The organism is Flavobacterium sp. FG19 (assembly GCF_057809475.1).
Genome location: NZ_JBMDKA010000029.1, coordinates 15,653 through 28,724, shown reverse-complemented (window position 1 = coordinate 28,724; position 13,072 = coordinate 15,653). Strand labels below are relative to the sequence as shown.

Here is a 13,072-nt window from a genome sequence, read left to right as displayed (position 1 = left end):
ATGTTTCAGGAAATTATTGCCTTCGCCATACTGGGTATTGCTGTTGCCTTTTTGATCAAGAAATTTTTCTGGAAATCAAAAAAGAAAAAGGACTGCGGCAGCGGCGACTGCGGATGTTCGTAAACCTTATTCACAAACATAAAAAAAAGCTTTACAGGGACTTTTAAACTCCTTGTAAAGCTTTTCTCTTTTTTGGGCTTCTTTTAGTTTTTCTTTGCTGTTGTTTTACCAACGGCGGGCTGACTGAAAAAATTAGCGGTAATTTTGACTTTTTCTACTGTTACATATTCTGTGAATTCGTCAAGTCGTTTTTTTAGTTCGTGTTCATTTCCATCAACAGGAATATCGGCATACCATTCGAGAAGAATAACCCGTTTGGAAAAAATATTCGTCATTCGGTAATAATATCTCGGATCATCAACGGAATAACGTCTTTGAAAAAGAACCGTCCGGTTTTCGATCTTTTTATAAAAACATTTATCCACTACCGGCAGACATTCGTTATTTACATAGTATTCCAGCATTTCATCAGAATAATTAATATCATCTTTTACAGCAGAAATTTTCAGGACGATGCCTTCACGATGTGCAATAGCAACGCCTTCCATTATACTAAATTTCCAGTCAGGTGAACTTTCTACCGTAACCAGGTCATTTCCTAATCTGATTTTAGACGTAAGAACAGAATCGGTGTCTTTAATTACTAGTTCGTCTTTAACAGATACTTGTGCCATAGAAAGAGCACTAAACAAAAGAGTGGCAATCAGGTAAATTTTTCTCATCAGATAATTTGTTTTTGGATAGGTTACAAATATATATTTTATTGCCAGGAAAATTACTACTATTTTTGAGTCGGTAATTTTAAAATAAAAGCACACTTTTTTTAAGCATTACTTTCTTCAATGTTTATAGCAGTCTGATGATTTCCTATTGACGTTTTGCCCGGCACTCTTTGTTATACCGTAAAAGCTCTATTGTTTACAAAAACATTTATGGATAAGCCAGATCGTGTTTATTTTGGCCTTACAGTTTATAGCGGGAAAAATGCGGATCTTCAGCTTGGTATGATCGTTATACCCTGAAACTGGCCATAACCAATAAAGAAGCAGACACCAAATCTGTGAACCATCTCCATGGTTTAACGCTGTACTTTTGAAGGTAAAAGAACAGAAGACCTTAAATCTCTCGTAGAAAAACTTAAAAAATAAACGCAGCAAATTAAAATACTATTCTGATATGTCAAAAAGATGTCTTTTAATGACACAAACAAAACCTATATTTCCTCTCAATCCACTTTATGTAATTTAAATTTGCACAACTTAATTAAAAAAAAATGTCAGAAGAAGATAAAATGGAAATTATAAGAGACAACAGGGTAGCCCGATTATTATGGTTTACACTTGGATTCTTATGTGCTGTAGTGATTACTTATTTTACAATGAAGCATCGCTCGTAACAAAAAACTTTTCTTATCTACAAGAATTAAACATTCCAAATAAACCGGAATTAAAAATACAAAAAAAGGTTGTCTTAAAAATAAGACAACCTTTTTTGTATATCAATTACTTTATAACAATATATTGAGGACCGCCACTGAAAACTCACTTAACCCCCTCCCACTCCGCATAAAACTGAGCCAGAAATAATTCCATAAACTGATGTCTTTCAGCAGCAATCTGTTTTCCTTTTTCGGTATTCATTTTATCTTTTAACAACAGAAGTTTTTCATAAAAATGATTGATCGTTGGCGCGTTGTTCTTTTTATATTCTTCTTTAGTCATATTGGTTACAGGTGCAATTTCAGGGTTATACAATGCCCTGTTTTTAAAACCCCCGTAATTAAATGCTCTGGCAATGCCAATTGCACCAATCGCATCCAGACGATCAGCATCCTGAACAATATCCAGCTCTGTCGAAGAGAATTTCTTTTCAAAATTTCCGCCTTTATACGAGATATTTTCAATGATATTGACAACATGAAGGATTATCTCTTCTGAAGCCTTTTCTGACTCTAAAAACAAACGGGCTGTCTTTGGCCCAATCGTCTCATCGCCATTATGAAATTTACTGTCGGCAATATCATGAAGCAGTGCTCCTAACTGAACTACTTCAATATTACATGCTGTATCTTTTGCGATCAGAAGGGCATTTTTATACACCCGTTCTATGTGAAACCAATCATGACCGCCTTCGGCATCGTTTAGTTTTTCTTTTACAAAAGCAATGGTTTTATTTATAAGTTCAGAAGTATTCATAAGTTATGGTTTGTGATAAAAAATGGCGCACTGATAAAACGAATTAAACAGATTTACACAGGTGTTTATTTTAAATAAAAAAGTTGATTGTCAGAGCTTTTAAAATCTAACAATCAACAAATATTTTTTAAAGCAACAATATTGCTTTTCAAATTTCAAGTTCTAAAATCTAAGATCTGAAATTTTAAAGTCTGGCAGGTTCCACCCATTTAAAAATGTGTGATTCTTTTGGGATCACAATTCTTTCTGAAATTTTAGCCATTCTTGCAGGTAATTTCATTAAATAATCACGTGCTTTTTCAGCTTCATCTGTTAGATTACTGATTTTATCAATTTCCCATTTGTTAATTAATTTCTGCATAATCTCGACATAATCTGTGGCCGTATAAACTCCGATACGCTGTGCTGAATCTGAAAACTGTTCAAAAGCAGTACTGATTTTCTGTCCGGATTCTCTTAAAAAGTGAGCCGGCATAACGATTTTCTGCTTCATCATATACTGAAAAGCCATCATCATTTCGCTTGGATCCACCTGGAAAATTCGGGTCACAAATTCGCTGTAGGCATGGTGATGACGCATTTCGTCACCTGCAATCATTTTACACATTTTAGACAGCTTATTGTCTCCAAATTTCTTTGCTATCTGAGATACTCTGTTATGAGAAACATAAGTTGCTAATTCCTGGAAACTGGTATATACAAAGTTTTTGTATGGGTCAGTTCCGGTACCAATATCAAAACCGTCGTTGATCAAATGCTGAGTTGTCATTTCAATTTCACGCATATTTACACGACCAGACAAATACAGGTATTTATTTAAAAGATCTCCGTGGCGGTTTTCTTCTCCGGTCCATTGACGGATCCATTTAGACCAACCGTTACCACCATTTTCTACCTGATTTACACCTTCAACGTCCATTAACCAGGACTCATATGTTGGCAGCGCTTCTTCAGTGATCGTGTCACCAACAAGCGTAACCCAGAAATCGTATGGTAATTCTTTGGCAATTTCACGCAGTTCTTTCACCTCTTCAAAGAAATTTTCTCCTTCTGAATTTGGCAAAAAATCAGACGGCTGCCAGATCTTTTCCACCGGGATTAAATACTGTTCAACGAAGCTATCCACGTTTTTTTCCAAAAACTGCATTACTTCTAATCGAATGTTTTTTATAGACATTACTTATTTTAAATTGGGGTTTTACATTCTAGCTCGGACTAAAACTTAAACCTGTTTATACTCATTTATTCCTTCCTTTACTGTCTTTTCAGTAATCTCCATCAATTCTTCAAACTTATAGTCTTTTACCGCCAAAGCTTTATGGGCTTTAAAAGTAAGATGATTTCCTAAGCCAACAGGGAACATTCCGTAGCGGACCATTTTCCATGAATTGTTGATACTTACGGGTACTATGTATGCAGATGGTGCATATTTACACAGAATTTTTAAACCGCTTTGGGCAAATTCTTTAGGTTCTCCTGTTTTGCTTCGGGTTCCTTCCGGAAAAATTACTGCAGATCTTGTATTTTTTTCTATATATTCAGACAAGCCTTTGATTACGGGAATCGCTTGTTTAGGGTCTTTACGGTCGATTAGTACTGATCCTCCATGACGCAGATTAAAGGATACACTCGGGATTCCTTTTCCTAACTCCTTCTTACTTACAAATTTACAATGAAAACGTCTAAAATACCAAATCATTGCCACGATATCATACATACTTTGGTGATTGGCCACAAAAATGAGGGGAACACCTGTTGGAATATCCTCTGTTCCTTCAACTTTATAAGTAGTACCCACAAGGTTAGTACATCTTAAAAGACAAAGGTTTAAATAATCTACACTTTTTTTGTGGGCCTGATAACCAAAAAGATTCAGGCAGATCCATTGTACCGGGTGAAAAACAGCCAGAGACAATCCAAAAAATATATAATAAATTACGGAGATTGGATATGAAATTATCTTTTGCATGCGTGAAAAAATTTGAGGTCAAAAGTAGTAAATATATTCTTAGCGATATAAAAATTGAAAACAATAACCGTTTTTATGGTTTAATTGTACCTTTGTTCCGGAAATTGCCAATTTTTTCTGTATTAAAATGAACTTTACCTACCCTAAAAATGAGCGCTTAAAGAGCAAAACCACCATTGGATTACTGTTTTCTGAAGGAAAATCGGTTTCAAAATATCCGCTGCGTCTGGTTTACCGTCAGGCTGATGAAAACTTTCAGGGCAATACAAAAACAGGGGTTTCGGTTTCCAAGAAATATTTTAAAAAAGCAGTCGACCGAAATTACTTCAAAAGGGTTTTACGCGAAACCTATCGTCTGAACAAACATTTACTTTTAGATTCTCTGGATCAGAATTACTCTTTTATGCTTTTTTATCAGACTAAAGACCGACTGTCGTATGAGGAGATCAACACCAAAACCATTCAGCTGTTTGAGAAATTTGTACAACAGCAGAACAAAACTCCGGATTCTGAAACTAAATAGCTTCTCTAAGCTTTTAAAACCAACTTTGTAGAATAAATCAGATAAAAGATTCTAAAAAAATTGTAGTTTTAGCACTAAATTAAAATTTTATGCGTCGTTTTTTCCTTTTATCTGCAATTTTGACCTTATTCTTTTCCGGCTGCCAGCAATCTGAAAGTCCGGATTCTAAGGATAAAATGATTGCTGCCGTAAGCCTGCCTCCCAAAGCACAGTATAAAGCAACGGAAAGCGATGACGCAGCAGCGGCCGAAGAACCTGAAACAGAACAAAAAATAATCCGACAGGCTTCACTGCGATTTGAAACAAATGACCTCGCCGATACTTACAAACAATTACAAGTGGCAGTAACGGCCAATAAAGGAACCATTTTAAACGATTCTGAAGGAAAAGGTTACAATACGATCAGCAGGGTTATTACTTTAAAAGTTCCCAGCCGGAATTTTGATACTTTCATCAGTACTGTTTCAAAAGGAGTTTCTTATTTTGATCAGAAAGAAATATCGGCCGAGGACGTTACAGAACAATACATTGACCTGGATTCCCGGTTAAAGACAAAAAGAAAACTGGAAGAGCGTTATCTGGAAATCTTAAAAAAGGCAGTGAAAGTAAGTGAGATTCTAGAGATTGAAAAACAAATTTCGATTATTCGTGAAGAAATTGAAGCCAAAGAAGGACAGCTGAAATATCTGCAGAGCCAGATTTCTGAAAGCCGTATTACCATTGAATTTTACAAAACCACAGCCGAAAATGAAGGCATTAAGATATCATACGGTTCAAAAATCCTGGAAGCTGTTAAATCCGGATTTTTCAGTTTGTCTGATTTTTTGATATCCCTTATCAGCATTTGGCCGTTTATTATTATATTTTGTGTATTAGCCTATTTTATTAGAAAAAGATTTAAAAGAAAAAAACCATAATCATGTATCCTTATTTCAAAAAGAGATTTATCATACCTACTGTTGCGGCAGGATTTTTATTTATTGGAACCAGTTTCAAAGAAGACTTTTTTGAGATTGCCAAACAAATCGAAATCTTTACCACGCTGTTTAAAGCTGTAAATACGAATTATGTTGACGAGACCAATCCTGGTGATCTGATGGACAAAGCCATTAAAAGCATGCTGGGAAGTCTGGATCCGTATACGGTTTACTTTAACGAACAGGATGTAGTGAATTTTAAAATCAATAATACGGGAGAATATACCGGAATTGGTGCTATGATTGCCCGTAAAAAAGACCGTCTGATTGTACGTGAACCTTATAAAAACTATCCTGCTGACAAAGCGGGATTAAAAGCGGGTGACGAAATCATTCAGATTGGCGACGTTTTGATTGCCGATTTTAAAGACGATGCTTCGCAGTTGTTAAAGGGAACTAAGAACACTAAAATTGCCATAAAATACCTTCGTCAGGGAAAAACCTATACCACGGAACTGGTTTTGGACGAAGTGGATATCAAATCGGTTCCTTTTTACGGAAAAATCGATGAAAAAACCGGTTACATAGTTTTGGCTCATTTTAGCCGAAAAGCTTCGGCAGAAGTCAAAGAAGCACTTGAAAAACTAAAAGCTGACGGTGCTTCTCAAATCGTTTTGGATTTAAGAGGAAATCCGGGCGGATTATTAAACGAGGCTATTGACATCTGTAATTTATTTGTTCCCAAAAATGAAGTGATTGTAACCACTAAATCCCGAATAGAAAAACACAATAACACGTATAAAACCACCAAAGAGCCCATTGACACTCAAATACCGCTTGCCATTTTAGTAAACGGAAGAAGTGCCTCAGCATCTGAAATTGTTTCAGGGGCGTTACAGGATCTGGACCGTGCCGTAATTCTGGGAAGCCGAAGCTTTGGAAAAGGTCTGGTGCAGCGTTCTGTTGATCTGACATACGGAACTCAGCTCAAAGTAACTATTTCCCGTTACTACACGCCATCCGGCCGTTGTATTCAGGCGCTTGATTATGCTCATAAGGATAAAAATGGTGTGGCCCAAAAAACCGATGCTAAAAACTTCAATGCTTTCAAAACCAGAAAAGGAAGAACGGTTTATGACGGAGGCGGTGTTTTGCCGGATATTGAACTGGACGAAACTAAAATGAGCCCTATAACTACAGCTCTTTTAAAGAATGACGGAATTTTTGATTACGCCACCACTTACTATTATAAAAATCCAAATTTAGGCGATAAAATTCCGGTAGTGACAGATGCGGATTATACCAGTTTCAAACAATACCTGAAAACCAATAAAATCAGCTTTGACACAGAAACCGAAGTAGCGCTTAAAAACACACTGGCAGCTGCCAAAAATGAAAAAATTGACGAGACTATTGCTCCTGAATACCAACAATTATTAGCCGCATTAGAGAAAAGTGAAAACACCCTTCTGGACAAAAACCAAAAAGAAATTCGTGGTCTGATTCAGGAGGAGCTTATCAAAAGATACCAGTACCAGGAAGGGCTGTATCAGTTTTATATTAAGAACAATTCAGAAATTAAGAGAGCAGTAAACATATTAAATAATCAAACTGAATATAAAACGATTTTAAAAATGTAGAAAATGAAACTTCCCCGGGTCCTGTTTTTGTTTCTTATTTACCAGCTATCGGCACAGCAAAAACCCATAGAAACCGTATACTTTGATTTCGACAAATACGATCTTACTGAGTCGCAGATCAAAGTGGTAAATAATTTTATCAAATCCATAGATACCTCAAAAGTTGATGCAGTACAAATTTACGGCTATTGTGACGACCGGGGAACCGACAATTATAACTACAAGCTGTCGCATGACCGGGTTAATACAATCCAGAACCTTCTGATTGCTTCAGGTTTTAATCCAAACAAAATTGTTATTCTGGAAGGAAAAGGCCGGGTTATGCTTCGTCCTGACACAGTGGAAAATTTATATGAAACCCGTTTACGAAACCGACGTGTAGATTTACTTATAGTTAAACGCAATAGTTTCGGAAAAGACGTTTATACCTCTTTTAAAAGCAAACTGAAAGTAGGAGACAAAGTTTGCATTGAAAGTATATTATTTGATATGGGCAGTTCAAGGTTGACTCATAGTTCAAAAAAGGAACTCGATAAGATTGCACTGACGCTTCTAAAACAGAAAAATATTCAATTTGAGATTCGGGGACACGTATGCTGTACTCCTGAAATATACAGTGACGGAATTGATAGAGATACCAAAGAAAGAAAACTTTCCTGGAACCGTGCCCGGACTGTTTTTAATTATTTAAGCACTAAAAAGATCTCTAAAAACAGAATGCGTTTTCAGGGCTGCGGTAATAAATTCCCTCTCAAAAAAGGTGATAATTACGACAGAAGGGTCGAATTTCTTATCACCAAAATTTAATTTTGGATTATAGTAAACAAAGATAAAACACCTTTTTTTACTTAAAGAAAAACTCCAAATTATATTGTTATTTTTTTGTTTTTAAGATAATTACATTTTTACAAAAAACCAATTAACAATATTGCAACATTGTTGCTTTATTCTAAAAACCTGCTTTTTCTTCCTTTTTATACCTTATGGTACACTTTTAATACTGCCCATCAATAGAACTGCTTTTAAGACAAAAAAAAGCTGCACAGTTTTACAACTGGCAGCTCTAAAAACTTTGGTTTTGGTTAAGTTAAGTTTATTAAAAAAAATTATGGCTTCAAATGATTTATAGTTCCAAAAATAGAACTTCATTACCCTCTAAACAGCCTGTAAAAGTTATTTGAATATTAGAAAAAGACAATGTTGCAAATCTCTTTATCACATTACTATTTGATTTTATCAAAACAGGACTGTTCTATACTAATGTGCATTCAAATACTCTTTAGCTGCTTCGAGAATCTCATCTCTTCCCTCCGTAATTCCTCTTATGGTTGGACGGACTTCTATATCAACTTTCACCCCTACTCGCTGCGTTTCGGTTTCGTCAGGATAAAAAACTCCCAGTCCGCTAATTCCTGTTTTAAAAGTTAAAAATCTAATTACAGACATATCTCCATCAGCTCCGGCCGTCTGACTGCCCATTGTCGTAACTTTATCACCTGTCTGCAAAAGCATTGCGGAATATTCTGCCATACTTTGTGTCTGTTCGTTGACCAATAAAATTACTTTTCCGGCATAATACTGATTTTTCATAGGTTCAATCACTTCTGCTTTTTTCCATATATATCTTCCAGGATAATTCATATCCGGCCTGATAAGCTTTGTATATTCCTTATCCTGCTTTATTAATTTTCTGGCGATTAAATAGGGCCTGAAATTCGGATAATTTCTAATATCAATAATCAAACCTTTAGTCGAATCTACTTTTTGCATTATTATCTCCTGATCCTTCATTTCTAAATTATCCAGATTAATATAGGCTATATTGTTTTCATCTATACTAAACTTTTCTTTGTTATACTTAATGCGCGGCTGAAAATCAATTCCTTTATAACGTTTTATATTTTTAACAAAAACTACATTATCTCTTCTTATCTTGAGTTTTACTGAATCTTCTGAACCATTAAATAACTGATAATCAAAATTTTTAGCTTTTACACTTCTATTTGAACCATTAACATATTTTGCTCTGTCTGCCATTATTTTTAAGGCATCTTTACCGTCGATTTCTTCGATAATATCTCCTTTTTTAAGATCATTTATTCTTGCTAACGTATCATCATAAAATCCCGTGATTATCATTTTATCCTCAACAACGTTTACAAATGCAGGAATATACATTCGGCCAAAAAAGTCAAAAATTTTATCTGAGTAAAAAATGGCATGAGTATCATCAATTTTAGTCACCGTTTCCTTCATTGCAAGCTGGTATTCTGTTGCATTGGCAGCATATTCAAATTTTGGAATCATTTCGAGCAAAACGTCATTCCAATTTTGATCGGTCACATATTTGTATGGAAAAAAATACTCAATTGTATTCCAGTAACGAAACAGGCTTAATAATCTATGATTTCGATCCGGATATTCAAAATCAGGGTATTCTGTTTCGTTTGTAATTTCGATGTTGTTGTGAGAAGTGGCTTTTACATAAAAGTTAGTACCCTGAAAACGGTTATCTTCAATAAACTTAAGCTCTTGAGACAATTCACTTGTAAATACATTTTGGTTTTGTGTCCATGAAAGATCAAAATTTTTATCAAAATACTCTTTTGCAGAAGCCTTTTTACAAGATTTACACTCTTTAATCATTCCCAAACCAGAAATCCAGTCTAAATAGATTTTAGATAGTTCTTCTCTATTTTGAGCATTCTCTACTTTTGGGATTATTTCTATTACTTGTTTATCCCAATTAAAATTCCCTCTTGCCACATTTGGGTGATAATACTTAAGAAATCCCCAGACTTTTGCCAAAGTGGCCAGATTTTCAATTTCTTTTGGATCGCTTTTAGATTCGGTTTGTTTTTGGCCAAAAGTTAAAAAAGTAAAAATACAAAATACTAAAACGTAAAAGTTTCTATTCATTTTCAGACATTAAGTTAAAATTCAGATGCTACTAAAATACCTTAGATGAATCTTAAAAAAATGTGAGTCCTTTCATAAAAGAATACTAAATAAAAAAACGTTCGACGTAAAATTACTTCTAATAAGGTGTTATAAGATTTTTTAACCACGAATCATTTCAATATGCGGAATATCATCTTCCAGATACATTTCACTGGTTTGTACAAAACCGTGGCTCTCGTAGAATTTTTTTAAATACAGCTGAGCGCCAATGGTAATCTGATCTTTATCAAAATGTTTTTTTATTTCGGAAATCGCTTCCCGCATTAGTTCGTGCCCCCATTTTTTATCTCTGTAACGGGCGTCTACCACTACTCTTCCAATCGAGGCATTTTCAAAACTAATTCCGGCATCAAACAAACGGCTGTAAGCTACGATCTTCCCTTCAAACTCTCCCATCAGATGCAGTGCTTTCTTATCTTTACCATCAAGATCCAGATAAACACAATTTTGTTCCACTACAAAGATCTCACTTCGTAATCTGAGCACATCATATAGTTCGTTTACTGTTAATGCCTCAAAAGGCTTTATTTTCCATTTTAAATCCATTGCCTTATTCGTTTTCGTTTTTCTAAAAGTTATGGGCACAAAATTACATTAAAAGAAAATCCCGATCACATAATTTGTAATCGGGATATTTCTATTTCCACATTAAATTGATTCTTTAGGCAAAGCTATACTTATGTTTCTAGATAAACCTGCAATTTTCTGCATTGCAGGTTTACTAAAAACTCCAAAAAACATGAAATATAATCCCCACGTTAAATTTCAGTCCGGATTATTTTTTTGTCTTGTTTCCTGTCAATAAAATTAAATGGTACAAACCAAATTTAGAAAAAGATTCTTCTAAGATGCTGTCGATAAGGTTGCAGATTATAACTTGCAACCTCTTCATTTAAAATGTAAAATTTATATTACGGGATAAAAAAACCTGATCACAAAATGCAATCAGGTTTTCGTACAATAGTATCTATCAAATAGTTACTTCTTTTTCATCACAATCTCCATACTTTTATATTCCTGTCCGTTTTTGGTATCAAACATTTCCATTTTGCGGGTTTTGTCGTCTACAATAGTATAAATTTCCCGGTAAGGCGTTTTCTTTCCGTTTATCGGACTTACTACTTCACCTTTCAGTTCCATGGTTTTGGTTTTTTCGTCATATTTACCCATTGCCACCATCATACCGGTTCCCATATTATCGATAAAAGTCGTGGTATATTCTTTACTGGCGTTGTTATAAGCAAGGGTGCTTTTTCCTTCAAAAGGGGCTCCCATAATGGTTCCTTTATAACTCGCTTCCTGATAACGTCCGCCCAAAATCATTTTAACTTCTGCAGTTGAACTCGCTTTCTCCGGTTTTGCATTGGGTTCATACCAGAATGTCATCTCGCAGTTCCATGTTCCGGTTTCATCAGCCATCAGTTTGTGCTCTGCTCCTGGTGTTGCATATGCCTGCCATGCCTGAACCTGTGCCGCAGAGTCTAATGGAGTTTCTGCAACAGCTTCTGATTTTGCAATCGTATCTGCTGTACTTGCCGTTGTTTCGGTTTTTGCCTCTTTTTTACACGATACAAAACCTAAAACAGTCATTACTGCTATTAGAATCACTTTTTTCATAACTTTTTGTTTTTATGTTTGTTACAAAAACAAAAGTAAGAAATATATTAAGATAAAAATTCCAAAATCTAAATTCCAAACTCCAAACTCCAAACTCCAAAATCTAAATTCTAAAATCTAAATTCTAAATTCTATGCTCTATATTCTATGCTCAAAATAGGAGGCTCTCTCAAAACACATCAACAGACATGACAATCAAAATTGGAATTTGAAATTTCAAAAAATTATCTCTTATCGATCTTTACTGATTTGATAATGGCTTCGAGATCAAGCATTAAATCACGTTCCTGGTTGGAAGGGGAATAACAGAAACCTTCAATAACCAGAATTCTGTTGTAAACCGGATCTACAATAGCATAATTGATAAACGGCCCGGCCATAAAGTCATTTTTGAGTTCCCAGGTGCCTTTGGTTTCGTACGCGTCTTTTCCATCTAAAATAGTATTTGAAAAATAAGGCGCATACGCTTCTCCGGTAATCATACGTGTGTTGGGTTCACGTCCTTTTATATAATACCCAACGGAATCACGCATTTTGACAATACTATTTACTATATCACCACGTTTTTTAAAATTGTGAATCGGAATCTGATAAATCAGCAGACTTGTATTTCCACTGATAATATCCTTTTTGAGCCAGATAAAATTTTTCTTATGAAGCATGTATTCATATCCTGTCGGAATCTGCAGATCGATATGAAATTTGTTTTTTATAACAGCAGGATTAAGAAGTGATTTGCTGTTGTCTTCCTGGATTTTTTCGATTTCAGCGTCACGGATCATTTTGATTATCTGTGCCGAATTTAACTCGATATTACAAATAATATCGTCAACGGATTTTCCGTAAATGCGAAAAGTATTATGAGGCAAAGCTTTACTATGCGTAATTTCAAACTTCTCGGTCGCTGATTTCTTAACGACGATAATACTTCTGCTGTCGGTTACAAAACCTTCCAGTAATCGGGCAGGATATTGATTGATTGTGAAAAGGGGTTCTTCCTGGGTTAATCCCAAAACAGGGGAAGCAAATTTATTCCGGATACTGTCGCCTACTTCGCCGTACCATAACTGATCGTCGATAATAATTGAAATCGTGTTTGTTTTTCCTGATACAGGCTGAGGCTTATCTGACTTTAAACATGAAATAAGCAGAAACGGCAGTAGTATAAATAAAAAATGGGTTTTATTCAT

At 35.0% G+C, this 13,072-nt stretch carries 13 protein-coding genes; 5 read left to right on the top strand and 8 right to left on the bottom strand.

Annotation, left to right across the window (positions count from 1 at the left end; translation table 11 throughout):
* On the top strand, positions 1-123 hold the full coding sequence (locus ACODST_RS22825; protein WP_488934401.1) for a FeoB-associated Cys-rich membrane protein: 123 nt from the start codon (positions 1-3) through the stop codon (positions 121-123).
* An 80-nt stretch (positions 124-203) separates the two neighbouring features.
* On the opposite strand, the gene ACODST_RS22820 is transcribed toward ACODST_RS22825, so the two are convergent.
* The 4 genes from ACODST_RS22820 to ACODST_RS22805 form a co-directional block, all read right to left on the bottom strand.
* Positions 204-782 (bottom strand): hypothetical protein, encoded by a 579-nt coding sequence (locus ACODST_RS22820; protein WP_488934400.1) that lies wholly within the window; start codon positions 780-782, stop codon positions 204-206.
* Positions 783-1,601: 819 nt separating this feature from the next.
* A complete protein-coding gene (locus ACODST_RS22815; protein ID WP_488934399.1) occupies positions 1,602-2,255 on the bottom strand; it encodes an HD domain-containing protein in 654 nt (217 codons plus the stop codon).
* 184 nt (positions 2,256-2,439) lie between these two features.
* Entirely contained in the window at positions 2,440-3,432 is a 993-nt protein-coding gene (locus tag ACODST_RS22810) for an acyl-ACP desaturase (RefSeq protein ID WP_488934398.1), read from the bottom strand.
* A gap of 45 nt (positions 3,433-3,477) precedes the next feature.
* Positions 3,478-4,224, bottom strand: a complete 747-nt coding sequence (locus ACODST_RS22805; protein ID WP_488934397.1) for a lysophospholipid acyltransferase family protein — start codon at positions 4,222-4,224, stop codon at positions 3,478-3,480.
* A 127-nt stretch (positions 4,225-4,351) separates the two neighbouring features.
* Between ACODST_RS22805 and rnpA the strand changes: the two genes are divergently transcribed.
* The 4 genes from rnpA (at position 4,352) to ACODST_RS22785 (ending at position 8,111) form a co-directional block, all read left to right on the top strand.
* Positions 4,352-4,747 carry a ribonuclease P protein component gene (rnpA, locus tag ACODST_RS22800; protein WP_488934396.1) on the top strand — a complete coding sequence of 132 codons (396 nt, stop codon included), beginning with the start codon at positions 4,352-4,354 and terminating at the stop codon, positions 4,745-4,747.
* Between the two features lie 89 nt (positions 4,748-4,836).
* Positions 4,837-5,664, top strand: coding sequence for a DUF4349 domain-containing protein (locus tag ACODST_RS22795; protein ID WP_488934395.1), 828 nt, complete (start codon positions 4,837-4,839; stop codon positions 5,662-5,664).
* 2 nt (positions 5,665-5,666) lie between these two features.
* A complete protein-coding gene (locus tag ACODST_RS22790; protein WP_488934394.1) occupies positions 5,667-7,304 on the top strand; it encodes a S41 family peptidase in 1,638 nt (545 codons plus the stop codon).
* 3 nt (positions 7,305-7,307) lie between these two features.
* Positions 7,308-8,111, top strand: a complete 804-nt coding sequence (locus tag ACODST_RS22785; RefSeq protein WP_488934393.1) for an OmpA family protein — start codon at positions 7,308-7,310, stop codon at positions 8,109-8,111.
* A gap of 450 nt (positions 8,112-8,561) precedes the next feature.
* On the opposite strand, the gene ACODST_RS22780 is transcribed toward ACODST_RS22785, so the two are convergent.
* From ACODST_RS22780 to ACODST_RS22765, 4 genes are all read right to left on the bottom strand, one after another.
* The gene (locus tag ACODST_RS22780; protein ID WP_488934392.1) at positions 8,562-10,223 is read right to left on the bottom strand and encodes a S41 family peptidase; all 1,662 of its coding nucleotides are present in this window, start codon (positions 10,221-10,223) and stop codon (positions 8,562-8,564) included.
* 141 nt (positions 10,224-10,364) lie between these two features.
* Positions 10,365-10,811, bottom strand: a complete 447-nt coding sequence (locus ACODST_RS22775; protein WP_488934391.1) for a GNAT family N-acetyltransferase — start codon at positions 10,809-10,811, stop codon at positions 10,365-10,367.
* A 432-nt stretch (positions 10,812-11,243) separates the two neighbouring features.
* Positions 11,244-11,882 carry a DUF1579 domain-containing protein gene (locus ACODST_RS22770; RefSeq protein ID WP_488934390.1) on the bottom strand — a complete coding sequence of 213 codons (639 nt, stop codon included), beginning with the start codon at positions 11,880-11,882 and terminating at the stop codon, positions 11,244-11,246.
* A gap of 224 nt (positions 11,883-12,106) precedes the next feature.
* On the bottom strand, positions 12,107-13,072 hold the full coding sequence (locus ACODST_RS22765; protein WP_488934389.1) for a DUF4837 family protein: 966 nt from the start codon (positions 13,070-13,072) through the stop codon (positions 12,107-12,109).